At 66.1% G+C, this 23,608-nt stretch carries 16 protein-coding genes; 11 read left to right on the forward strand and 5 right to left on the reverse strand.

All coding sequences use genetic code 11. The annotated features are described in order from the left end of the window. Nucleotides 1-5 precede the first annotated feature (5 nt). On the forward strand, nt 6-1,613 hold the full coding sequence (locus D7S86_RS24305) for an ATP-binding response regulator (RefSeq protein WP_121090266.1): 1,608 nt from the start codon (nt 6-8) through the stop codon (nt 1,611-1,613). A 53-nt stretch (nt 1,614-1,666) separates the two neighbouring features. On the opposite strand, the gene D7S86_RS24310 is transcribed toward D7S86_RS24305, so the two are convergent. Continuing rightward, nucleotides 1,667-2,686, reverse strand: coding sequence for a TetR/AcrR family transcriptional regulator (locus D7S86_RS24310; RefSeq protein WP_121090268.1), 1,020 nt, complete (start codon nt 2,684-2,686; stop codon nt 1,667-1,669). Nucleotides 2,687-3,179: 493 nt separating this feature from the next. Between D7S86_RS24310 and D7S86_RS24315 the strand changes: the two genes are divergently transcribed. Next, nucleotides 3,180-3,512, forward strand: a complete 333-nt coding sequence (locus D7S86_RS24315; protein WP_121090270.1) for a helix-turn-helix domain-containing protein — start codon at nt 3,180-3,182, stop codon at nt 3,510-3,512. A gap of 3 nt (nt 3,513-3,515) precedes the next feature. Then, nucleotides 3,516-4,835 (forward strand): type II toxin-antitoxin system HipA family toxin, encoded by a 1,320-nt coding sequence (locus tag D7S86_RS24320; RefSeq protein ID WP_121090272.1) that lies wholly within the window; start codon nt 3,516-3,518, stop codon nt 4,833-4,835. 92 nt (nt 4,836-4,927) lie between these two features. Here D7S86_RS24320 and D7S86_RS24325 read toward each other — a convergent pair whose 3' ends face one another. Continuing rightward, a complete protein-coding gene (locus D7S86_RS24325) occupies nt 4,928-6,154 on the reverse strand; it encodes an MFS transporter (RefSeq protein WP_121090274.1) in 1,227 nt (408 codons plus the stop codon). 630 nt (nt 6,155-6,784) lie between these two features. On the opposite strand from D7S86_RS24325, the gene D7S86_RS24330 reads away from it, so the two are divergent. The 4 genes from D7S86_RS24330 to D7S86_RS24345 are packed head-to-tail and all read left to right on the forward strand — an operon-like array spanning nt 6,785 to nt 11,655. Next, nucleotides 6,785-8,482, forward strand: coding sequence for a methyl-accepting chemotaxis protein (locus D7S86_RS24330; protein WP_121090276.1), 1,698 nt, complete (start codon nt 6,785-6,787; stop codon nt 8,480-8,482). 25 nt (nt 8,483-8,507) lie between these two features. Beyond that, a complete protein-coding gene (locus tag D7S86_RS24335) occupies nt 8,508-9,422 on the forward strand; it encodes a CheR family methyltransferase (RefSeq protein ID WP_121090278.1) in 915 nt (304 codons plus the stop codon). After that, nucleotides 9,409-9,939 (forward strand): chemotaxis protein CheD, encoded by a 531-nt coding sequence (locus tag D7S86_RS24340; RefSeq protein WP_121090280.1) that lies wholly within the window; start codon nt 9,409-9,411, stop codon nt 9,937-9,939. Before D7S86_RS24335 ends, D7S86_RS24340 begins: the two co-directional genes overlap by 14 nt. Before the next feature lie 24 nt (nt 9,940-9,963). Continuing rightward, nucleotides 9,964-11,655 (forward strand): chemotaxis protein CheW, encoded by a 1,692-nt coding sequence (locus D7S86_RS24345; protein ID WP_121090282.1) that lies wholly within the window; start codon nt 9,964-9,966, stop codon nt 11,653-11,655. Between the two features lie 91 nt (nt 11,656-11,746). Here the strand turns inward: D7S86_RS24345 and D7S86_RS24350 are convergent, their stop codons facing one another. From D7S86_RS24350 to D7S86_RS24360, 3 genes are all read right to left on the reverse strand, one after another. Beyond that, nucleotides 11,747-12,859, reverse strand: a complete 1,113-nt coding sequence (locus D7S86_RS24350) for an acyltransferase family protein (protein ID WP_121090383.1) — start codon at nt 12,857-12,859, stop codon at nt 11,747-11,749. Between the two features lie 139 nt (nt 12,860-12,998). Beyond that, a complete protein-coding gene (recJ, locus tag D7S86_RS24355) occupies nt 12,999-14,690 on the reverse strand; it encodes a single-stranded-DNA-specific exonuclease RecJ (RefSeq protein ID WP_121090284.1) in 1,692 nt (563 codons plus the stop codon). A 10-nt stretch (nt 14,691-14,700) separates the two neighbouring features. Further along, nucleotides 14,701-15,912 carry a regulator gene (locus tag D7S86_RS24360; RefSeq protein WP_121090286.1) on the reverse strand — a complete coding sequence of 404 codons (1,212 nt, stop codon included), beginning with the start codon at nt 15,910-15,912 and terminating at the stop codon, nt 14,701-14,703. A gap of 124 nt (nt 15,913-16,036) precedes the next feature. On the opposite strand from D7S86_RS24360, the gene D7S86_RS24365 reads away from it, so the two are divergent. The 4 genes from D7S86_RS24365 (at nt 16,037) to D7S86_RS24380 (ending at nt 23,581) form a co-directional block, all read left to right on the forward strand. Then, the gene (locus D7S86_RS24365; RefSeq protein WP_121090288.1) at nt 16,037-17,290 is read left to right on the forward strand and encodes a lipoprotein-releasing ABC transporter permease subunit; all 1,254 of its coding nucleotides are present in this window, start codon (nt 16,037-16,039) and stop codon (nt 17,288-17,290) included. Continuing rightward, complete coding sequence (lolD, locus tag D7S86_RS24370) at nt 17,283-18,041, forward strand: lipoprotein-releasing ABC transporter ATP-binding protein LolD (RefSeq protein WP_121090290.1); 759 nt, start codon at nt 17,283-17,285, stop codon at nt 18,039-18,041. Before D7S86_RS24365 ends, lolD begins: the two co-directional genes overlap by 8 nt. Before the next feature lie 5 nt (nt 18,042-18,046). Continuing rightward, nucleotides 18,047-18,889, forward strand: a complete 843-nt coding sequence (locus tag D7S86_RS24375) for a TatD family hydrolase (protein WP_121090292.1) — start codon at nt 18,047-18,049, stop codon at nt 18,887-18,889. A gap of 345 nt (nt 18,890-19,234) precedes the next feature. Further along, entirely contained in the window at nt 19,235-23,581 is a 4,347-nt protein-coding gene (locus tag D7S86_RS24380) for a hypothetical protein (RefSeq protein WP_147432458.1), read from the forward strand. Nucleotides 23,582-23,608 lie beyond the last annotated feature (27 nt).

Raw genomic sequence — 23,608 nt, forward strand, 5'->3', positions numbered from 1 at the left:
ACAGCATGACTGACGTCCAAACTTCCTCCCTGCGCGATGCCGTGCGCGTGCTGCTCGTCGACGACGACGAGGGGCTGCTGCGCCTGGCGAGCCGCGCGCTTCAACGATGCGGCCATGCCGTCACGACCGCGGCAACGATTGCGCGTGCGAAAGAGGCGATCGACGCGTCGGTGCCCGATGTGATCGTCGTCGACTATCAGCTCGACGGCATGACGACGGGGCTCGAGTTCCTGCGCGCGCTGCGCGCGCGCGGACTGCATATTCCCGCCGTGCTCGCGACGGGCTTCGCCGACGAAAAGCGCGTGATCGAGGCGCTGCGCGCCGGGGTCGGCGACGTCGTACCGAAGACGCCCGACTATTTCGATTTCCTGCCCGAAGCGATCGATCGTGTGCTCGCGCAAGCGAGACTGCAGCGCGAACTGGTCGTCGCGGCGGAGCGCGAGCGGCTGCTCGAGGCCGAGCGTGCGGCGCGCACGGAAGCCGAACGCGCCGCGCGCGTCAAGGACGAGTTCGTCGCGACGCTCTCGCACGAGCTGCGCACGCCGCTCAACGCGATCGTCGGCTGGGTGCAGTTCCTGTTACGCGATGCGAGCGACCCCGCGCGCGTGCACAAGGGACTGCGCGTCATCGATCGCAACGCGCGGCTGCAGGCGCAGATGGTCGACGACCTGCTCGATCTGAGCCGCATCATTTCGGGCAAGCTCCGACTCGACATCCAGCCGGTGGATTTGCGCCAGGTCATCGACGACGTGATCAGCTCGCTCCAGCCCGCGGCCGATGCGAAGGAGATCGCGGTGTCGACGGCGCTCGCCGAGACGGGGCCGATGCAGGGCGACTCGTCGCGGCTCCAGCAGGTGATGTGGAACCTGTTGTCGAACGCGATCAAGTTCACGGACCGGCGCGGCAGCGTGCGGATCGAGCTTGCGCAGCGCGACGGCTCGGTCGTGATTTCGGTCGTCGATACGGGGCAGGGGATATCGCCCGAATTCATGCCGCATGTGTTCGAACGGTTCCGGCAAGCCGATTCGAGCACGACGCGTCAGTTCGGCGGACTCGGCCTGGGCTTGTCGATCGCGAAGCAACTGACCGAGTTGCATGGCGGGCGTATCCGTGTCGACAGCGCGGGCGTGGGGCTTGGCGCGACGTTCACGGTCGAGCTGCCGGTCGCGCGCGCCGTGCAGGGCGCGGCGACCGGGCGCGAAGGCGTGCGCGACGATCCGACGCGTCTGGCGGGCCTGCGCGTGCTGGTCGTGGAAGACGAGGACGACGCGCGCGATCTCACGCGTCATATCCTCGAATCGCTCGGTGCGCGCGTGACGGCCGTGGCGAGCACGCCCGCGGCGCTCGCGGCATTCGATCTCGAACGCCCCGACGTCGTCGTCAGCGATCTCGGCATGCCCGGGCAGGACGGCTACGAACTCATCCGCCAGTTGCGGATTCGCGATGCGAGTCTCGGGCGGCTGACGCCCGCCGCGGCGTTGACCGCGCAGGCGCGCAGCGAAGACCGCAAGCGCGCGTTGATGGCGGGCTTCCAATCGCATGTCGCGAAACCCGTCGATCCGCGCGAGCTCTCGACGGTCGTCGCGGAGCTTGCGGGACGTCAGACCCCGTAGCGCGCGCGGCGAGTCAAGCTCGCGAAGCCACGCGCGCGCTCCGGAACCCGTCTTCAGAACACGCGATAGCGGAAGCTGCCTGTCGTCGTGCTGCCGGGCCAGCTGATCGGCGTGCGCGAGCCGCCCGTGCTCGCGTGAACCTTTTGCACGGGCTCGCCGACGACGGCGTTGCCCGAGTGCGAACCACCGGCCGGGCGCGCGGCGTTCACACTGCGTGCTTTGCTCCCCGACTCGTCGCTCGATCCGGTGTCCCCGTACGTCGTCGAGCCGTTCGAGGCGTGCTCGTCGCGGGCCGGGTCGGCCGACGATGCGCGTGCGGCCTCGTCGGCCGCGGCGGTCTGGGCGTGCAGCGCGTCGGCGTCGTCGAGCACGGTGGTGAATGTCGCGATCGAGGTTTCGTCGGGCATCGGCGCCTTGAGCGCCGCGACCATCAGCGAGGAGAGCCGCGCGATGACCTGCAGATCGCTCGACGTTTCGCCGTGCGCGAACTGCGCGACGAGCGCCTGGCTATTGCTGCCCGCGAGTACGCCCGACAGCGCGCCGATCGAGAAATGCAGGCGCCAGCTCAGTTCGTCTTTCGGCAGGTGGGGCAGCGCCCGCGCGAAGGCCGCGAAAATGCGGTCGGACACGGAGGCGTAGTGCCGCGCGAGAAATTCGCGCACGAACGACGAGGGGTCCGTGTACGCGCGTCCGAGCAGACGCAGGAACGCGCGGCCGCCTTGTTCGGGATCGCGCGCGAGGCGCAGCGCCGGGATGAAGAGGGCGCCGAGCACGTGTTCGCAGGTCAGGCCGCCGCCGTCACCCGAATCGGCGAAGCGCTGTTCGAAGTGGTCGAGCAAGGCGAGCCGATCCACGTTCAGACGATCGAGCCGGCGCGCGAGCATCGAATGGATCAGCGTTTCCTTGCTGCCGAAGTGGTAGTTGACCGCGGCCAGATTCACTTCCGCGTGTGCGGTGATTTGCCGAAGCGAGAGGGCCTCGAAGCCCTGTTCGATAAAGAGTGCTTCGGCGGCGTCGAGAATGCGGCTCTTCGTGTCACCGTTTGGACGAGTCCCTGCTGCGCGTAGTGTCATCTTGATCTCCTTGTCGTCATGGACCGGATACCGGCGAGTCGAGGAGATTCCTGCAAAGACTGTGCCAACAGCGTGAATTGCCTGCCGCCTCCGTGTTTTCCCGCAAATTCGTGCGTTTTACGGTCGAAATGACCGGCGTTGGCATGCGGCGATTTCTGTTTCGATCGGTTCGAGTGGGGAGTTGTTACGTAACGCCATGCAGATGTTTCGAAACGTGTGATTCAAGCGTCGCAGACCGAGCGCGCAGGGAAGGTCGGAACGAGCCGAGATCGTCGGGGATGCGCGCGGATCCGACGTAGGCCGCTTGCTTCGAGCGTCATCCCGACTACGACGTGTCGTCGAGGTGATCGGCTTTTTATAACGTTTCATATAGGATGCATTGATGAGTTTTTCTCCAATAAAGTTCTGTATAGGATACGTATTTGATTTTTGGAAATGTATCGTATTAAATACACTATCTGACTAATTAACGATAACGTATCTAGGAAGGAACATGGATTTCGTTGAGCTCGGGGAGGCGTTTCGCCTCGCGAGGCTGGCCGCCAACAAGACTCAGCAGCAGGTTGCGGAGCAAAGCGGGATCACGCGCGCGCGAATCAGCCGGTTCGAGACGGGATTGCTTCCCGAACTCGGCACCGTTAAATTGCTGAGCCTCTTCGAGGCCGTCGGGCTCGAACTGTTCGCGCGTCCGATCGGCCATGGGCGAACGCTTGACGACGTTCTGGCCGAGCAGCGTACGCCTGCGCTTTCCAGCGCGGAAACCCGGCGCCGCGTCCGGCTGCCGCGTCCCGAGGCTCGGACCAAGATCACCGGAAAAGGCGGATAGCGTATGGCCGTGCTCGACATCTACTGCAACGCCACGCGGGTTGGAACCCTGGCCGAAGAAGCGCACAACGGCGTCTTCACGTATCTGCCCGGCACGTCGTCGGCCGATGTCGTCTCGCTGCTCATGCCGGTGCGAAACGGATCCTATATATGGCCCGGCGGCATCATGCCTTCGTTTCAGATGAATCTGCCAGAAGGGTTCAAGAAGGACCTTATCCGTCGAACACTCGGCCCGCACGCGGATGTGAGCGATTTCGGGCTTCTCGCGCTGACGGGCGCGAACACCATCGGGCGAGTGCGCGCTGTTCCGCTCGGCGCGTCGTTCGGCTCCGCCACCTCTCGTTTCGATATGGCCAGACTGCTCGCGAGCCCGGACTCGAGGGCGCACCTGCTCCGGCACCTCGAGGCCGGGATCACCGAGGGCGTATCGGGGGTCATGCCCAAGTCGCTGGCCTCAGGCGATCAGAAGGCCACCGTCTGGACGGACGCGTATATCTTGAAGACGGGCCCCGTCGATCTGCCGGGGCTCAGCATCAACGAATATCTGTGCCTCGAGGTCGCGAGACATGCCGGCCTTGATGTTCCGGAAACGCATCTCTCGGACGACGGGCAGGTGCTCGCGGTGCGGCGTTTCGACCTGAATTCCGATGGGACCCGCCTCGGCGTCGAGGACTTTTGCGCGTTGAAGGGCCTGGACCCCGTTCGCAAGTATCAGGGTACGGTGGAAGACCTCGCGAAACTCTGCAATCAGTATCTCGGCGTCGAACACAGGAAAGACAGCAAGCGCAAATTGTTCGCTTTGCTGCTGCTGAACCATGCGCTGCGTAACGCGGATGCGCATCTGAAAAACTACGCGCTGACGTATACAAACGAGCAGGACGCGCGTCTTTCGCCCGTGTACGACATCGTGACCGTGACGGCGTATCCGCGTTTTCAGGATGACCTGCCCGCACTGCCGTTGAAAGGCAAAAAAACCTGGCGTTCAGGAAAGGCGCTTTTCGAGTACGGCGGGGTGCGGTTGAGTCTCTCGGCGACGGATATGCACGCCGTACTTGAGCACGTCGTGCGGGCCGTGCAGCGCGTGCTGCCTTGCGTAAGCGAATACGCAGATCGGTATCCGGAATTCCGGGAGGTCGGCAAGCGCATGCTGGATGCCTGGGCGCAGGGTCTCGAGGACATCAGACCGGACGCAAAACCTGGCAAAGGTGAGCCCGCGCCTTTGCGAGAGCAGGCGGGGTTGTCCGACACGCATTCGAGTCACGGTCGAAAGGCCCGGAATCCTTACGTGGACCCGAACGGACCGTTCGGGCACAAATCACGATAGCGAACCCGGCGTCGTGAAACAAAAGGCCAGCCGCAAGGCTGGCCTTTGTCTGTCGGCGGGCGGGATTGCCCGCCCCGCGCGAATGCGCGCGTTCAGACCGTCGACGCGCCGGGCACCGTCTTCGCCGACTGCGTCATGTCGATGCCGCGCCGTTCCGGGCCGAACAGGATGATCGCGGCGATGATCACCGCGACGATGCCGGCGATCGTCGCGAGCGCGATCGAATAGTTGCCGCCGTTCGCGACCGCGATCTTCGCCTGCCAGACCGCGTTGACCGACGCGAGCAGGTTGCCGAGCTGATAGACGAGGCCCGGGAACGTCGCGCGGACTTCGTCGGGCGAAATCTCGTTCAGATAGACCGGAATCACGCCCCATGCGCCCTGCACCGAGATCTGCATGAGGAACGCGCCGAGCGCGAGCATGCCGACCGTTGTCGAAAACGCCCAGATATAGATGAACGGCAACGCGAGCAAGGCCGCGATGAAGATCGCGCGGCGGCGGCCGATCTTCTCGGACACGCGGCCGAACAACAAGCCGCCGCAGATCGCGCCGATATTGAGCACGATCGTGATGAACGAGACCGTCTTCGGATCGAAGTGATGCTGCTCGCGCAGGAACGTCGGATAAAGATCCTGCGAACCGTGACTGAAGAAGTTGAAGCACGTCATGAGCACGATCGCGAACACGGACAGCTTCCAGTTATGCGCGATCGTCGTGAGCAGGCCGACACGCTCGCGTTTTTCCATGACCTGGTACGCGGGCGACTCGGGCACGTGCGAGCGCACATAGAGCACGAGCAGCGCGGGTGCGATGCCGACGAAGAACATGCCGCGCCAGCCGATGTGCTGATAGAGCAGACCGAACACGACCGACGCAAGCAGATAGCCGCTCGGATAGCCCGCTTGCAGAATCCCCGACACGAGGCCCCGCGAACGCGGCGGAATGCTTTCCATCGTCAGCGCCGAGCCGACGCCCCATTCGCCGCCCATCGCGATGCCGAACAACGCGCGCAGCACGAGCAGCATGCCGAGACTCGTCGAGAAGCCCGAGAGCAGTTCGAGCACCGAATAGCAGACGATATTGACCATCAGCGTCGGCCGGCGTCCGAACTTGTCGGCCAGACGCCCGAAGATCAGCGCGCCGAGCGGACGCATGAACAGGGTCAGCGTGATCGCGAACGCGACGTCGGGAATCTTCGTGCCGAATTCCGCCGCGATGTCCTTCAGGATGAACACCATCAGAAAGAAATCGAATGCGTCCAGCGTCCACCCCAGATAGGCGGCCAGCGTGACGTGTACCTGCTCGCGCGTCCAGCTCATGTTCGTTCTCCTCGTTTTTTTGCGCGATTGCGCGACTGCGAGATCGCGAAAATCTTTTCAAGAACCTTTCGATATCTCGTCCCCAAGTGCCCCGAGTGTAGCGCAGCCCGTATCCCACGCGCCTCGCACGGCGCGGCTTTCAGGGTTTGTACTGACTATTAAGAATTCCCTTAACTCTGACGCCGCGCGGCGCGCGATTGTCCGGTCTACGCACGGAATTAAAATCTTCCGCTGAAAGATTTTTAGAATTGGATTTTCCCGTTCGCAAACGTTTTGCCGGTTCGCATGAATGACTTACCTATTAAGAAACGCGTGGAGCGCGATTTTATTGAGTCATTCGCCGATTAAAGCCTAAAGCTCTGAAGAATCCATCCGTTATTGCAGGAACCAGCGGCCGGCAAGGCGTGCGCGCCGATCGACGCAGGTCCGCTGAGCAGGGGGGAAGCGCATTCGGCAAGCCGTCGCAACGATAAACGGCGATCAGATAAAAAATGCTTGCTTGTAAATAAAAAGCGTACTTAGGCGGATTTTGCCGAATGGCGCCGATCCGGCGCCATTCGGTCATTTCTTCCGAGCGACCCACATTTTTCCACTTTTGCGGAATCCACTTCAAACTTGGGGATTGGGATTATGGACACAGCGGATCTGGATACACAGCTCGATTCGGCGCAGCTCAAGGCGATTTTTGCCGCACTGCATCGAGTGCAGGCGATTATCGAATTCAATCTTGACGGCATCATCGTCGATGCGAACGACAATTTTCTCAAGACCGTCGGCTATGCGCGCGACGAGATTGTCGGTAAGCATCACCGGATCTTCTGCGATCCCGATTATGCGGCGAGCGCCGCCTACCAGGATTTCTGGGCCAAGCTGCGGCGCGGCGAATTCGATCACGGCGAATACCGGCGTCTGGGCAAAGGCGGGCGCGAGATCTGGATCCAGGCGTCGTACAACCCGGTGTTCGATGCGGCAGGCGCACCCGCGCGCGTGATCAAGTTCGCGACCGACGTGACCGAGATCAAACGCCGGAACGCCGAATTCGAAGGCAAGATCGATGCGATCGACAAGTCGCAGGCCGTCATCGAGTTCAATCTCGACGGCACGATCCTGCGCGCGAACGAGAATTTCCTCGATGTCGTCGGCTATGCGCTCGACGAGATCGTCGGCGAGCATCATCGGATTTTCTGCCCACCCGAATACGCGCAAAGCGTCGAATACCGGCGCTTCTGGCAAAAGCTCAATCGCGGCGAGTTCGATTCGAACCGCTATATGCGCATCGGCAAGGGCGGCAAGACGATCTGGATCCAGGCGACCTACAACCCGATCTTCGATGCGAGCGGGCGTCCGTACAAGGTCGTCAAGTTCGCGAGCGACGTGACCGCCGAAGTCGAACTCGAAGCGCAGATCAAGCGCAAGGCCGAAAGCGACAGCGCGAAAGTCGCGCTGTTGCTCGAGACTGTTCAACGCGCCGCGCGCGGCGATCTCAGCGCGGACATCGTCGTCAACGGCAGCGAGCCCGTCGATCTGCTTGCAGAAGGCATCCGCGCGATGATCGGCGATCTGCGCGCCGTGATCGCCAAGGTCGTCGGCGCGGCCAATGCCTTTACGGGCTCGTCGCGACAGATCGCGGACATGTCGAGCGGCGTCGCCGCGGGCGCGCAGACGCTCGGCGCGACGGTCGAACAGATGAATGCGTCGATCGAGGAACTGACCGCATCGATCAACTCGATCGCGGAAAACGGCCGCGGCGCCGACGGCGTCGCGAAGGCGACGCAGCACGAAGCGCTCGCGGGCGCGAAGGCCGTCGCGAAGTCGATCGAGGCGATGGATCTGATCAATCGATCGTCCGAGGACATCAGCGAGATCATCAAGGTCATCGGCGAAATCGCGAGCCAGACGAATCTGCTCGCGTTCAACGCGGCGATCGAGGCCGCGCGCGCCGGCGAGCACGGCCTCGGTTTCTCGGTCGTCGCCGACGAGGTCCGCAAACTCGCGGAGCGCTCGTCGCAGGCGACCAAGGAAATCTCGAAGCTCATCAACGAATCGGTCAAGCGCGTCGCGGCCGGCAGCGAGATTTCGCGTCAGGCCGCCGATGCGTTCGAGAAGATCGTCCAGGGTGTCGAACGCACGACGCAAGCGATCTCCGAGATCGCCTGCGCGGCCGACGAGCAGCTCATCGCGGCGCGCGAAGTCAGCGCGGCGATCCAGCATATCGCCGAAGAAACCGAACGCTCGGCGAGTTCGTGCGACAGCATCGCGCGCGAGACCGGCGAGCTGAGCGTCGGCGCGGGCGATCTGAACACGACGGTCGCGCGGTTCGTCGTCTGAGACACGCGTTCGCTGGGGAGACACCATGGCATATGAAGCCCTGCGCGGCGCGCCCGACGCAGACCCGACCGAACCCGGCGGGCCCGCCGGGTCGGCGCGCGCCCACGGGATCGAGGGCGAACTCAGTCCCACCGAGCTGCGCAAACTGCTCGACATGGTCCGCGAGCACACGGGCATCGCGATGGCCGAACGCAAGCGCACGCTGCTGCAGGGGCGCTTGCGCCCGCGCATGCGCGCGTTGTCGATCGGCGTCTACGGCGACTATCTGCGGTACGTCGAAACGCATCCGCAGGAGTGGCCGCATTTCATCGATCTCGTGACGACGAACGAGACCTCGTTCTTTCGGACGCCGCGCGTCTGGACCTATTTCGCCGAACGCTTCCTGCCCGAGTGGCTCGCGGCGCATCCGCGCGAGACGTTGCGCGCGTGGTCGGCCGCGTCGTCGTCGGGCGAGGAGGCGTGGTCGATCGCGATGACGGCCGACACGGTGCGGCTCGCGTCCCCGCCGTTCGATTACACGATTCTCGGCACGGACATCAGCATGAACGTGGTCCAGGCGGCGCGTGCGGGCCGCTATCGCGGCCGCTCGATCGAGCAGTTGATCGCGAGCCGCCCCGATCTCGCCGCGCGGTTTTTCAGCGCGGAAGGCGATGCATGGCGCGTCGCCGCCGATCTGCGCGCGCGCGTCCAGTTCGAGCGGTTCAATCTGCTCGAAGCGTTGCCGCGCGAGCGCACGTTCGACATTGTGTTCCTGCGCAACGTGCTGATTTATTTCGATGCGCCGACGCAGCAGCGCATCGTCTCGAACGTGATGTCCGCGATGCGGCCCGGCGCGATGCTCGTGCTCGGCGAATCGGAATCGCTGCAACGCTTCGAGACGGGCCTGCGCTTCGAGCAACCGCTGCTGTACCGCAAGGCGGACGGCGATGGGCGCGCCTGAACTCGCGCGTGCGGTCGAACCGGTCACCGATCGGATCGTGCGGATCGGCGAGGCCTATCGCGCGGAAAGCGGGCTGTTGCGCGCGACGCTCGGCTCGTGCGTCGGCATCGGGCTGATCTGGCGCGCGCGCAGCCGATGTGCGCTCGCGCATTGCCTGCTGCCGAGCGCGCCGGGGCCGGGCGGCAGCCCGCCCTATGAAGTCGAGCGCGATCCGCACGCGTGCGCGCGCTACGTCGATCGCGCGGTGCCCGCGCTGTTGCGTCTGCTCGATGTCGAGCGCGGCGCGTACGGCGAGCTCGATGCCGTGCTCGTCGGCGGCGCGAGCCTCGCGAAACTCGGGCGCGGCGCGGCGGGCCAGATCGGACGTCAGAACATCGAGGCCGCGCGGACGTGCCTCGTCAAATTCGGCCTGCGTATCGTGTTCGATCAGGTCGGCGGTACGAAGGGCTGGCAGGTCACGATCAACGCGTCGCAACTCAGTTACGCGGCGCGCGAGATCGTGATTCCCGGACATTGAACCTAGACACCACGAGGTGGCAGCATGGACATGCTCGAACTCGCCGATCAGCTCGATTCCCGGCCCGGTGCGCTTGAGGCCGCGTATGCGCCGGCGCGCGCGGATCTCGACGCGGCGGCCGCGCTCGCGATGCCGGCGCGATTGCGCGCCGGCCCCGATCCGCTGCTCGAGGCGAACCTCTACGGGTCGTTCTATCTCGGTCACACCGAGTTCGCCTTGCCGGTCAGCGCGATCCACGAAGTCGTCGTGTTTCCGTCGCGCGTGACGCCGATCCCGTTGTCGCCCGCGTTTCTGATCGGGGTCTTCAATCTGCGCGGCGCGATCATTCCGATCGTCGACTTGCGCGCGATCCTCGGCATGTCCGACACGACGGAGCGCGACACGCAGAAGGTCGCGATCGTCGACTTCGCGGGCACCCGGATCGGACTCGTGTTCGACGCGACGGGCGAGATGTTGCGCGTGCGCCCCACGGACCGCCATCCGTTTCATTTCGCCGATGACGATCCCGCGCACGCCGCGCATCGCGCCGCACGGCATGTCGTCAAAGGCGCGCTGAAACTCGAAGGCGGTGAGCGCATCGTCCAGATTCTCGACGCCGCCGAGCTCATGCAGATCGAGCAGGTGCCGCAGATCCTCGACAAGCAGCGCGCGGGCGGTCTGGCGCGCCGCGCGGTCGTGACGCAGCGGCACCAGTGCGTGTCGTTCCGGCTCGGCGACGCGGCGCTCGCGTTCGAGATCGGCGCGATCCACGAGATCGTCCGCGTGCCCGAAATCGCGGAGTCCGTGCTCAAGAGCGAGCTCTGCATCGGCATGTTCAATCTGCGCGGCGATCTGATGCCGCTCGTCGATTTCGGCGCGCTGCTCGGCTTGCCGAGTCGCGCCGCATCAGGCGGCGAGGGGGGCAAGGCCGGCGCAGGCGCCGACGACGCGCGGCGCATCCTCGTGATGCGCATCGGCGACGATCAGATCGGTCTGCTCGTCGACAGCGTCGATTCGATCGTTGGCTATACCGCCGAGCAATTGCTGCCGATCCCGGGCCTCGGCGCACGGCGCGCGGGCCTGTTCGCGGGCTGCGTGAGTCGCGAAGGGCATGACGATATCGTCTTGCTCGCACATACGGCCGTGCTGACGAGCGACGAGATCCATGCGCTCACGCAAGGGCATAGCCATCTGTACGCGCATGGCGAGGGCCATCGCGCGAACGCGCGCCAGCGCGGCGAACGGCATGTCTACATCACGTTCCGTCTCGACAGCCTGATGGCGGTGCCGATCACGGGCGTGCGCGAGATCATCCGCTATACCGACGATTTCATGCGTCCGCCGGGTCTGCCGGCGGCCGTGTGCGGGATGCTCAATCTGCGGCGGCGGCTCGTGACGATCGTCGATCTGCGCGCGCTCTACGCGCTCGCGCCGCGCGCGACCGATGCCGCCGCGCACGCGAACGCGAAGATCCTCATCATCGAACGCGGCGACGACGCATACGGTCTGATCGTCGATTCGGTCGAGAACATTTCGAACGTCTTCGCGAGCGACAAGATGGCCGTGCCGTCGATCATGATGGATGCGACGCAAAAGCGCCTGCGCGCCGATCTGACCGAGATCGTCGAGGTTCAGAAATCGGCCGCGCAGGCCCATGAGGGCAAGCCGACGCAGGTCATGATGATCTTCGACGTCGTGAAGCTCATGGACCGCGTCGCGCAGATGATCGACGCCTGAGCGAGGCGGACGGCTTCGGCTTGCGTCGCTGCATTCAGGCGCTGCGTTCAGTTGTTCCAAGCGGTCGTTCCGGCGCGCGCGCCGGCGTGTCTCACGACGCGTGCGCGTCGATCGCGGGCGGGAGCGCGGCCGCGCGCGGGCGCCGCGCGAGCAGCGCGCGACATGCGTCGAGCGCCGGACGTTCGACCCAGTGGCACGACGCGTACGCGCAGGCGAAGACGACCGGCAGCACGAACGCGAACGCGATCAGGTGATTGAGCGTCGGCGCGACGCTTGCGAGACATTGCTGGATCACGAAGCCGTAGACGTAGATGCCGTACGAGTAGTCGTGCGTCGGGACGAACCTGCGCAGCGCGGGCGTCAGCCCGACCCAGAGCACGCCGTACGCGAACGCGATATAGAACAGCACGGGGCCCGCGCCCGTGTCCCGCAGGCCGATATAGGCCGCCACGAGCGCGAGCGCCGTCACGCCGTTGATCGCGACCTGGTCGCGCCATCCGTAGAGCAGCATGCCGAGCAGGAAGAACGGCACGGGCCAGAACGAATAGCCGGCCTGGAGCACCGTGATATCCATGAACAGGATGAACGTCGGCGGATGACGCAGCAGGAACGCGAACCCGAGCGATGCGATGACGCACGCGATCGTCATGCCGCGACGCGTGCCGATGAGTCCGAGCACGCCCGCGCCGAGCACGACGAGATAGCACTTGAGTTCGAGCGGAAGCGTCCAGATCGCGGCGTTGATCGCGGCGGGAAACGGATTGTGCTCGAACACGCCGGGCAGCAGCCAGCCGAGTCCCTTGACGATCGTCAGCATGTGCGCCACGAAGAACCACGTGACGGGCGACGTGAAGTATTCGCGCAGCGGCACCGTCGTGAAGATCGGTCCGACCACGAACGCCGCGAGCAGCGAACAGACGGCGAGCGCGGGCCAGATCCGCGCGATGCGCAGCACGAGGAAGCGCGCGATCGAGCGCTGGCGGTCATAGCTCGCGCTGATCAGGATGCCGCTCAGCAGGAAGAACGAGAACACGCCGAGGCTGCCGGCCGATTCGCGTCCGAACAGATGCGTGATCACGTCGTGCGGGTCGGCGGGCCACTGGATCACGTATGAGTGGCCGAAGACGACGGCGAGCGCGGCGATGAGCCGGACGAGGTCGAAATTGTTCCTGCCGCGCGAAAGCGCATCGGAGAGTGCAAGCATGGCGTCACCGTGGCGATCCGTCGCGCCGGTCGTATGGACCTGACGGATCATCGCGCGATGCGCGTCGCGAGACCGTGCGGCAGGGCACGTTGGCTCGCACGCCGCGCGAAGGCCCGACGCGCGAGCACCGGGGGACGGATCAGCTCGCGTGCTCGACGATCATCTGCACGCGTGCGACGCCGTTATAGACGTCGCGCGACAAGCGATAGGCGACCTCGGCGCGCGCGGGCAGCAGCTCCGTGCGGTTGAACCAGATCGCGTTGTAGCGCTGGCGTCCGCGCACGAGCTGGAGCTTGAGGTGCCGTTCCTTGACGAGCGCTTGCGACGCGACGTCGAATTCGCCCGAAAACACGGGCGGCGGAAAGCCCTGACCCCAGACGGCCGCGTCGAGCAGTTCGACGAACGACGGATTGAAATAGGCGTCCTCGAGTTCGCCGTCGGTCTCGATGACGCGCGCGAGCGTCTCCTGCGTGAGCCATTCGCGGCCGACCTGCTCGAAGGCGTCCGTGAATACGGGCAGATCGGCCCCGCGCACGCTGAGGCCGGCCGCCATCGCGTGGCCGCCGAACTTGAGCAGCAGCCCCGGATGACGCTTCGAGACGAGATCGAGCGCGTCGCGCAGATGAAAGCCGGGGATCGATCGTCCCGATCCCTTGACGACCGCGCCGGCGTCGTCGGCGGGCGCGAACGTGAACGCGGGCCGGTAGAACTGCTCCTTGAGCCGCGACGCGACGATGCCGATGACGCCCTGATGCCAGCCCTCGTTGAACAGGGTCAGCGTCGCGCGGCCGGTCGCGTCGATGCCCGACAGATCCGCGAGCGCTTCCTGCTGCATGCCGGCTTCGATCTCGCGCCGCTCGCGGTTCATCGCATCGAGCTCCTGCGCGAGCGCCCAGGCGCGGCCCGGATCGTCGGTCAGCAGGCACTCGATGCCGAGCGACATGTCGGCGAGCCGTCCCGCCGCGTTCAGACGCGGGCCGAGTGCGAAGCCGAGATCGAAGCCCGCGGCCGAGCGCGCCTCGCGGCCGGCGACGCGAAACAGCGCGGCGATGCCCGGCTGCATGCGTCCGTTGCGGATTCTCGACAGGCCCTGCGCGACGAGCACGCGATTGTTCGGATCGAGCCGCACGACGTCGGCGACGGTGCCCAGCGCGACGAGATCGAGCAAGCCGTCGAGGCGCGGCTGCGACTGTGCGTCGAGCGCGCCGCGTTCGCGCAGCAGGGCGCGCAGCGCGAGCAGCACGTAGAACATGACGCCGACGCCCGCGAGATGTTTGCTCGGGAACGTGCAGCCGGGCTGGTTCGGATTCACGATCGCGCGCGCGGCCGGCAGCGTGTCGCCGGGCAGATGGTGATCGGTCACGAGCACGTCGATGCCGAGCGCGCGCGCGGCGTCGACGCCGTCGACGCTCGCGATGCCGTTGTCGACCGTGATCAGCAGGTCCGGGCGGCGCTGGGCGGCGAGCGCGACGATTTCGGGCGTGAGTCCGTAGCCGTATTCGAAACGGTTCGGCACGAGATAGTCGACGCGCGCGCCGAGCATGCGCAGCCCGCGCACGGCGACCGCGCAGGCGGTTGCGCCGTCGCAGTCGTAATCGGCGATGACGAGCATCGAGCGCTGGTTCGCGATCGCATCGGCGAGCAGATGCGCAGCGTCGTCGATGCCCTTGAGGGCGGCGGGCGGATGCAGTTGGGCGAGCGCGGTCTCGATCTCGTGCGTCGAACGCACGCCGCGCGAGGCGAACAGGCGCGCGAGCACCGGATGAACGCCGGCGCGCGTGAGCGATTCGGCGTCCGCGAATGAGCACGGACGGATGGCGATGCGGGTCATGGAGCGGTCGTTACTCGGTCATCGCGCCCGCGAGCGGGCGCCGGCGCCAGAACATGCGCAGCGTGGCGCGCGTGAGCGCGAACGTCGCCGCGCCCGTGTCGCCGGTCAGGGTCAGGGTGAGCGCGGGCAGCGTGCCGTTGCGCAAGGCGGCGAGCGCGGGCGCGAACCAGTCGCGCTCGTAGCGCGCGAGCGTCTCGTGCCACGTGTACCAGTCCTGCTGGACGTAGGGTGTCGCGAGCGCGTCGAGTTCGACGAGGACGGCGCGCGCGGAAGCGGGTGTCGCATCGGTCGAGTTTGTCGCATTCGCCGCATTCGTCGATACCGAGGCCGCATCGTCGCGCGACGCGTTAGCGAGCGCGGCGCCGAGCCCCGACAGCGTATCGGGCGGCGCACCGACGCGCGCGCCCGATGCGATGCCGAGGCCGCGCGTCGCGAGCGCGCGCGACAGCACGCATGCATGGGGCCGTGCGAGCGCCGCGCGCCGCGTGCCTTGCGCATAGAGCCAGAGTCCGTTGATCGCGGGCTGTCCGCGCGATTCGCGCGCGCGATTCAGCGGATGCTCGAACCAGCTCATCTGGACTTCGTTCTGCAGCTTCATCCAGGCACGCGAGCGGTCGCCGGTCTGCGCGTCGTGCGGCAGCCAGATTTCGATGCTGCGCCCGGCCGCGCGCAGCGGCGGCGCCGCGACGAGCGTGCCGAGCGCGTCGCCCGACACATACCAGCGGCGCAGCGTCGGCGCCTCGACGCGCACGCCGAGCGCGTCGAACGACGGCCGGGCCGCGTCGAGCAGCGTCGCGCATTCGTCGTCCGAGAGTCCGAGCGCATCGGGCTCGATCAGGACGAGGTGGTCGTGCGCGATCTGGATATGGGCGGGCTCGACGACGGCCCAGCGCGCGTCGCCGGGATTCCCGCCTTCGGCGAGCATCATGTAGGGCGCGAGCGGCGCATCGTCGCCGCCGGACGCCGGCGATGCGCTCCCGGCCGGCGGCGCGGCGCGCGCCTGCGGGCCGGCCCCGGCGCCGATCGCGCCGAACCGGCTCGCGAGCCAGCGTTCATGCGGCAGCGTGCGCTGGAAGTCTTCGCCCGTCGCGCGTTCGACGAGCGACGCGCGCGCGAGCAGGGCGCCGAGCGCCGGATAGTCGAGCTTCGCGAGCGCGACCTGGGCGTCCGCGGCCGAAACGAGCGCGAACGGAATAAGGAGGTGAAGGGGTTGGGCAGGCATTTGGGCGCAATTGTATGGCAAACTTTCCGACCGGCGCCGGGATGCCCGTGCATTCCGGCCGCGAGACGGCCGACCGCGTGCCGCCGCCGCACGCCGGAACCGTTCCCTACCAGGAAGGACACGCTTGAAAATCCCATTCGAATGGCTGATCGGCTGGCGCTACACGCGCGCCGGCAAGAAAAGCAGCGGCAACGGCTTTATTTCATTCATCGCGCTCGTGTCGATGAGCGGCATCGCCCTCGGCGTGGCCGCGCTGATCGTCGTGCTCTCGGTCATGAACGGTTTCCAGCGCGATGTGCGCGACCGCATGCTCTCGGTGCTCGCGCACGTCGAGATCTTCTCGCCGACGGGGTCGATGCCCGATTGGCAACGCACGGCGCAGGAGTCGCTGCGCAACCCGCAAGTCGTCGCGGCCGCGCCGTATGTCGAGGCGCAGGCCCTGCTCACGCGTCAGGACGCGGTCAACGGCGTCGCGCTGCGCGGCGTGGATCCGAGTCTCGAATCCAAGGTGTCCGATGTCGCGAAAGAGATGAAGGCCGGCGCGCTCAGCGATCTGCAGCCCGGGCAGTTCGGCATCGTGCTCGGCACGCAGCTCGCGGCGAGCCTCGGCGTCATGACGGGCGACAAGGTCACGCTCGTCGCGCCCGAGGGCAGCATCACGCCGGCGGGCATGCTGCCGAGGCTCAAGCAGTTCACCGTCGTCGGCATCTTCGAGTCGGGGCACTACGAGTTCGACAGCTCGCTCGCGCTGATCGATATCGCCGACGCCGAGGCGCTGTTCCGGCTGCCCGCGCCGACCGGCGTGCGGCTGCGCGTGCGCGACATGCAGAAGGCGCCCGATATCGCGATCGCGCTCTCGCATACCCTGTCGGGCGACCTCTATATCCGCGACTGGACCAAGCAGAATCAGACGTGGTTCTCGGCGGTGCAGATCGAGAAACGCATGATGTTCATCATTCTGACGCTGATCATCGCGGTCGCCGCGTTCAATCTCGTGTCGTCGCTCGTGATGACCGTGACGGACAAGCAGCCCGATATCGCGATCCTGCGCACGCTCGGCGCGCAGCAGCGCTCGATCATGAAGATCTTCTTCGTGCAGGGCGTGACGATCGGCTTTATCGGCACGACGCTCGGCGTCGCGCTCGGATGCGCGCTCGCGGCGAGCATTCCGACGATCGTGCCGATGATCGAGCATCTGCTGGGGGTGCAGTTCCTGCCGCCCTCGATTTATTTCATCAACGAATTGCCGTCGGACCTCGAAGCGGGCGACGTGCTCCGTATCGGCCTCATGGCGTTCGCGCTGTCGGCCGTCGCGACGCTCTACCCGAGCTGGCGCGGATCGCGTGTGCGTCCCGCGGAGGCGCTGCGCTATGAATAGGCCCGCACACGTGAATCCATCGAACGTTTCATCGAGCTTCGAAACGCCATCCGCCGCCGACGACGTCGTGCTCGAGGCGCGCGGTGTCGCGAAGGCGTTCATGCAGGGCCGCGCGCCGGTCGAGGTATTGCGCGGCGCGTCGATCACCGTGCGCGCGGCCGAGAAAGTCGCGATCGTGGGCGCGTCGGGATCGGGCAAGAGCACGCTGCTCCATGTGCTCGGCGGTCTCGACGAACCGTCCGCGGGCAGTGTCGCGCTGCTCGGCAAGCCGTTTACGTCGCTGTCGGACCGCGAGCGGACCGACCAGCGCAATCGCGCGCTCGGCTTCGTCTATCAGTTCCATCATCTGCTGGCGGAGTTCTCGGCGCTCGACAATGTCGCGATGCCGCTCTGGATCCGGCGCGAGCCGCGCGAGCAGGCGCGACGGATCGCCGCGGCGATGCTCGAACGCGTCGGGCTCGCGCATCGCGCGAAACACCGGCCGGGCGAGCTGTCGGGCGGCGAGCGCCAGCGCGTCGCGCTCGCGCGCGCGCTCGTCACGCAACCGGCATGCGTGCTTGCCGACGAGCCCACGGGCAATCTCGATCATGCGACGGCCGAGTCCGTGTTCAAGCTGATGCTCGAACTGTCGGATACGCTGCGCACGAGCTTCATCATCGTCACGCACGATCCGGAGCTCGCGGCGCGTTGCGACCGCACGCTGCGCCTGCGCGACGGCGTGCTCGTCGAAGAGTCGTCGGTCCCGGTCTGACGCCGATGTGGATCGACTCGCACTGTCATCTCGATGCCTCGGAGTTCGATCCGGATCGAGATGCCGTGATCGGCGACGCGCAGCGCGCGCGCGTATCGTGCATCGTGATCCCGAGCGTGGGCCGTGCGAATTTCGGCACGGTTCGCGAGCTTGCACATCGCACGCCGGGCGCGGTGTACGCGCTGGGCATCCATCCGATGTACACGCCCCATGCGCGTGAATCCGATCTCGAGGCGTTGCGGTTCGAAGTCGAGGCGTCACTCGACGATCCGCGTTTTGTCGGCATCGGGGAGATCGGGCTCGATTACTTCGTGCCCGGGCTCGACGATGCGCGGCAGACGGCATTCTATGAAGCGCAGTTGCGTCTCGCGCGCGAATTCGATCTGCCCGCGATCTGCCATGTGCGCAAGTCTCAGGACAAGGTGCTCAAGGGGCTGCGCACGTTCAACGTCCGGCGCGGCATCGCGCATGCGTTCAACGGAAGCGCTCAGCAGGCCGATGCGTTCGTCTCGCATGGGTTCAAGCTCGGCTTCGGCGGCAACGTGACGTTCGAGCGCGCGAAACAGATTCGCCGTCTGGCCGTCGATCTGCCGCTCGACGCGATCGTGCTCGAGACCGATGCGCCCGATATCGCGCCCGCCTGGCGCTACAAGCAGCGCAATACCCCCGATCAGGTGGCCCGCATCGGTGAAGTGCTGGCGGCGTTGCGCGGCATCGATGCGCAAGCGTGCGCATGGCACACCTCGCGTAACGTGCACAACGCGTTGCCGCGGATGGGGCCGCCCATGGGGCAAACGACAGGGCAAGCGACAGGGCAAGCCACGGGATCACCCGCGGGGCCGCGCTAGGCCGATCGCATCTATCTGGCGGATCGCGCATCGCGACGCGCGATCCGCACGATCCGCACGATCCGCAGGATCGGCACAAGCCCCTGATCATGCCGGTGTTTTGTTTTTGAAAGTACGTGCCGCCGGCGAGCGCGAGACTCGGTGCTTCATTTTCGCCGGGAGACTCGCATGCGTTCTGAGCATTCGGATGCGTCTTCGATGCGTTCGCGTGGTGTACGCGGGCATCGGACGTGGGGGCGGACCCATCGCGGGCGCGCGCACCACCCGTCTTTCACGCGCAAGCATCGGCTCGATTCCGAGCGCATCGACGAAGCGCGCGCGCACAGGCACGCGGTCGACGAAGCGATGTTCGTTCATCTGCAGGGCGTACATCGCAACGCATCGGCGCTACGTGCGATGCGCATCGAAGACGGTGAGCCCGGCGATGTCGATGCGGGCGGTTCACAGACGGCATTCGAGCGGATCGATGCGTTTCGCAACGCGACACGCGGTGCGTTTGCGGCCGGCGGACAGGGATGCGGTTCATGGCCTCTGCCGCTGAACCCGTTCGGACAGGTTGTGGGTGCGCTCGTCGGGCTCACGCGCGGGTTCGGCGCGCCGCGCATGCATGCGGCACGTGTATCGATCGACAATGCGTCGGCCATTGCATCGGCACCGGAGCCGACGCCGACGCCGACAACTGCGGACGGTGTGTCGTTCGAGACGGCGTCCGCGACATCCGAACCGATGCCGGTATCGCCGAGCGCATCGGTCGATGAGGCACGCGATCCCGAGCCCGATCGGCGGCACGCATCCGCGAACGGCGTCACGGCGCGGCATCCGCTCGGAGAATACGCGATGGCCGCATGGATCCGGCAGCGGTGCGGCGCGGCCGACATGCTCGGCCGCCTCACGCGCGGACTCGGATGGACGATCGCGCAGCATATCGCGTCGCTCATCGGACAGCCGCGATGCTCGGTGTGGTTCGACGCGTCCGCGACCGAGATCGTGCCGGGCGCCGGTCACGCGAGCGCGCTTCGTCCCGACGAGGCGGTCGTCGAAGTATCGCTCGTGCCACGCGGCATCGCGCGGCGCTTCGTCGTGCGCGATCGCCGCGATGCGTCGAGCGAACCGCCTCTCGTACGTGCGCCCGATACGGCGCAACCGCCCGCGCATCGCGCCGCATCCGAGGCGACGCACGGCCGCATACAGGGTCCCGTCGTCAATGCGCACTATCTGAGCGGATGGCATACGCCGCTTGTCCAGGCGGCTGTCAATCAGGTGCGTCTGGGGAGGCCGGCGGCCGAACGCAATGCGATGACGAGCGGGTATGCGACGCTCTCGAAGCGTCTCGACGAGTTTCTCCAGGGGCCCTGCGGAACGCTCGTGCGTTTCGTGTTCGAATCGTCCGACAAGAAGCCCGACCTCGAGCAGTGGAAGGTACGCTCGGCCGTCTGCGACTACCTCTACCAGGCGACGCCGATCGGTGCGAAAGCGTCGATCTTCGGGTATCTGCTCGAACTGACGACGCAGGTCAAGAAGGGCGAGGCGCTCAGCGCGGATCAGATGGCCAAGGCGTTCAGCGTGCTGTCGATCCGCCCGAATCGCGAGGGGGTTGTCGAAGTCGGGCGCACGCGGAAGATCTGGACGGGCGACGGGCTGAGGCCGATCACCGTGAACGACGCGCAGCACCAGATCGAGCAACCGCCCGTTTCGGCATTGGGCGCGCCGAGTTTGCCGGGCTTGCCCGTCGAGCATTCGCCCGAAGGCTGGCGCATCGTGTCGATTCCCGACGAATACGTCGCGAAAGGCGTCGAGGTAGCGGATCTCGACACGCACACGCGACGGTTGTCGACGAGCTCGACGGCCGCGTATGTCGAACTCGACGGCAAGCTCTACGAGGCCGAGCGATCCCGCGGGACCACGCGTTGGCGGATCGTGCCGCCCGGCGGACGGCGCGGCCTTTCGATTCCCATCGAGTTCCATACGGACACGCGCCGATGGGAGGCCATCCTGCTCGTGGGACCGGGCGACCCCGCGCCGCTTCCCGAACGCTACGCCGCGCGCGTGGACGCGCTCGCGAGCGGGCCCGAACACGACGTCTACCTCGACGCCCATCACGAGGAGTACGACCCGGCGCTGTTGCCGGCGGATGCCGAGCAGACGCCGACCGAGGCCTTGATGAACGTGTTCGCGACGTCCAACGCGATGACGCCGCGTGAGCTCGGTGCGCTCCATCAATACATCGAGATGCGTCGTTGGACGTCGCTCGTCGACGAAGTGAACGTGCTCAATCTGCGCCAGGCCGAGAGCCCGGCGTCCGCCGCCGCGTACCTGAGAGGCGTCGATCGCGCCGACGTTTCACGCGTGCCCGGGTACCGGTCGTCGATGACGGCCGTCGAATTGCTCGAACTCGTCCGCAGCGGCGGGCTGACGCCGTACGAGATCGGCGCCTGTTCGCGAGAAGCCGTGGTACGGATGACGATCGACGACGTCCGTCACGAGGCCGACCGGCTCTATCTCCGTGCAAGCCGATCGATGCAGGGCGTGCTGCGATTCGAACACGTGAGAATCCCGGGCCTGACGGCCGATGCGACGTTCGAGGACATGCTCGATCTGTTTCTGCGCGGCGCGTTGACCGATACGCAGCGCGGCGCGCTGCGGCCGAAGCTGCAGAGCGCGGCCGGCGAGTTGAATTCGCTGATGCTCGAGTTCGGTCAGAAGATCGGCGTGTTGCGCGCGTTGGTCCTTCCCGAAGGCGAAGCGCAGTTCGTCTACGGGTACGAGAACTATCTGCGTATCACGATCGACCGGTTGACGCCGGAGATGGATCTGACCGCGCTCGCAAGACTCGGGGTCCAGCACGCGGCGCAGCCGTCGCGGATGGGGGCGATATGGCGGCACATCGAACTTGCCGCGTCCGATCTCGAACTCGACATGTCGATGTTCACCGAGATGGTCGAGGAGATCGACCACGGATATACATTGTTCGCGGCGGGTTACGAGGCGAGCAATCGGATCGAACTACCGCCGACGAACGACGGCACCTTACTCGAGCTCGGCGCGCAGTTTCTGTCGGGCGAGCTCACGCTCAGGGAGCGGGGCGCCGTGTATGCGCGCTTTCAGAATCGGGAAATCATGGAGCGGATCAATCGTTATGTCGCCGATTACCATGCGCCCGAGCTCGCGGAGCGGATTCGCTTTGGCTACACCGAACCCGATGCCGTTCCGGGGCTCGAGCATGGCGAAGCGTCGACGCTCGACGTCATCGCTTCGCGCTTCGCGCGCGGCGATCTGTCGCCCGAGCAGGTCGGTCGGCTTGCTTGGGAGGCGGATCAGATCGATGCGGACATGACGCTCGCTCGCGTCGACGCGTTTCGCCACCGGATCGTGACGGGCGCCGAGATCCACGACTATGTCGACGCATATCTGAATCCGGGACCCGATGACGGAGCGCTTGCCATGAAGCCGCCTGTCGGCGAATGGACGCAAGAGGCGTTGCTCGATCTGTTCGGCCGCGACGGCATGGACGTGCGCACGCGCGGACGTATCGCCTGGCGCATCACGCAGATGGAACGTGAACAGGTCGAGTTCGAGGGCATCGTGCTGGAGCGGATCTACGCCAACGCGGCGACGTCGGCGCGGCTGCGGTTTCGTCAGACGCTCGTGCCGCGCATGCTGAACGGACTCGTCGACGGCGCATGTTTCGCCTTGTCCGCGACGATGTGTGTCGCCCTCGAAGCGGGCGATGCGGCGGTTGAACGGTTTGCGAGACGCCTGCGTCGGATCATGCGTGTCGAAGAGCGTGCGGGCTCTCCGGGTCAGGTCCGGCTCCGGATGCGCGACGAGTCGCGCAACGTGCTGGCGGCGCTCGCCGCGCTCGGCGTCCGTCAGCCGCGCTCGCTCGGCTCGCTGATCGCGGGCGAGATGACGTTGCTGTCGGCCGAATTTCCCTGGGCGGACCTGCCCGGACTGCTCAATCGCGGCACCTTGGAGGATGGTCGCTCGACCTGGTTGATCGCGACCGAGCGACATGCGTTTGCGATGCACGGCGAGCGCGCGCCGGATACCGCGGACGGCGTGCGTTATCGCTTCTACGAGCCCAACTACGGATTGCTCACGTTTGACCGGCATCAAGCGTTCAGCGCGGCGCTCACGCAGGCATTTCGTCAGTCGTACTATCGGATCGACGTGTTCGGCGGACTGTCGACGGTGTCGGTGTACGCGGTCGACGTCGAGCGACTCGGGGATCTCGAAGTCGTGCCGCGCGCGCATCTGCGCGTACGCGATCTCGTCGGGTCGCAGCCGTTTCGCGCAGTACGGCGCCCCACGCATGCGCATGCGGGTACGCAGACACACGACGGCGAGCGCATGGACGTCGACGCGAGCCGTGTCGTGCACCATTTCGTGCCCGCCGCGGGATCGGCGTCGACGACGGAAGCGAATCATCGCGCGAGCGGGTACGACCGGGTCGGCGGCGTCGGCGGCGTCGGCGCCATCCCGCACATGCCGTATGACGCATTCGACGCGGATTTCGAGGGATCGTTCGGGCACGGATTCGACGCGCGGCGCGACCGACCTTTCGACGACACCGATACCGATGACGACCCCTTCGATGTCTTCGACGCGTTCGAAAGGTCCGACGCGCGTTCCGGCGGAACGTCGCACCGCGTCGTATCGGGGAACCCCGGCGAGGCGCGCGACGATGCATAGGACGGTCGCGGATCTGGCCGGACCCGT

It is taken from the genome of Pararobbsia silviterrae (assembly GCF_003628125.1).
Taxonomy (GTDB): domain Bacteria; phylum Pseudomonadota; class Gammaproteobacteria; order Burkholderiales; family Burkholderiaceae; genus Pararobbsia; species Pararobbsia silviterrae.

Coding starts and splice junctions, on each gene's coding strand:
- D7S86_RS24310 (WP_121090268.1), bottom strand. CDS start 2,686: ATGACACTACGCGCAGCAGGGACTCGTCCAAACGGTGACACGAAGAGC.
- D7S86_RS24340 (WP_121090280.1), top strand. CDS start 9,409: ATGGGCGCGCCTGAACTCGCGCGTGCGGTCGAACCGGTCACCGATCGG.
- lolD (WP_121090290.1), top strand. CDS start 17,283: ATGAATAGGCCCGCACACGTGAATCCATCGAACGTTTCATCGAGCTTC.
- D7S86_RS24350 (WP_121090383.1), bottom strand. CDS start 12,859: ATGCTTGCACTCTCCGATGCGCTTTCGCGCGGCAGGAACAATTTCGAC.
- D7S86_RS24380 (WP_147432458.1), top strand. CDS start 19,235: ATGTTCGTTCATCTGCAGGGCGTACATCGCAACGCATCGGCGCTACGT.
- D7S86_RS24305 (WP_121090266.1), top strand. CDS start 6: ATGACTGACGTCCAAACTTCCTCCCTGCGCGATGCCGTGCGCGTGCTG.
- recJ (WP_121090284.1), bottom strand. CDS start 14,690: ATGACCCGCATCGCCATCCGTCCGTGCTCATTCGCGGACGCCGAATCG.
- D7S86_RS24330 (WP_121090276.1), top strand. CDS start 6,785: ATGGACACAGCGGATCTGGATACACAGCTCGATTCGGCGCAGCTCAAG.
- D7S86_RS24345 (WP_121090282.1), top strand. CDS start 9,964: ATGGACATGCTCGAACTCGCCGATCAGCTCGATTCCCGGCCCGGTGCG.
- D7S86_RS24325 (WP_121090274.1), bottom strand. CDS start 6,154: ATGAGCTGGACGCGCGAGCAGGTACACGTCACGCTGGCCGCCTATCTG.
- D7S86_RS24335 (WP_121090278.1), top strand. CDS start 8,508: ATGGCATATGAAGCCCTGCGCGGCGCGCCCGACGCAGACCCGACCGAA.
- D7S86_RS24315 (WP_121090270.1), top strand. CDS start 3,180: ATGGATTTCGTTGAGCTCGGGGAGGCGTTTCGCCTCGCGAGGCTGGCC.
- D7S86_RS24320 (WP_121090272.1), top strand. CDS start 3,516: ATGGCCGTGCTCGACATCTACTGCAACGCCACGCGGGTTGGAACCCTG.
- D7S86_RS24375 (WP_121090292.1), top strand. CDS start 18,047: ATGTGGATCGACTCGCACTGTCATCTCGATGCCTCGGAGTTCGATCCG.
- D7S86_RS24360 (WP_121090286.1), bottom strand. CDS start 15,912: ATGCCTGCCCAACCCCTTCACCTCCTTATTCCGTTCGCGCTCGTTTCG.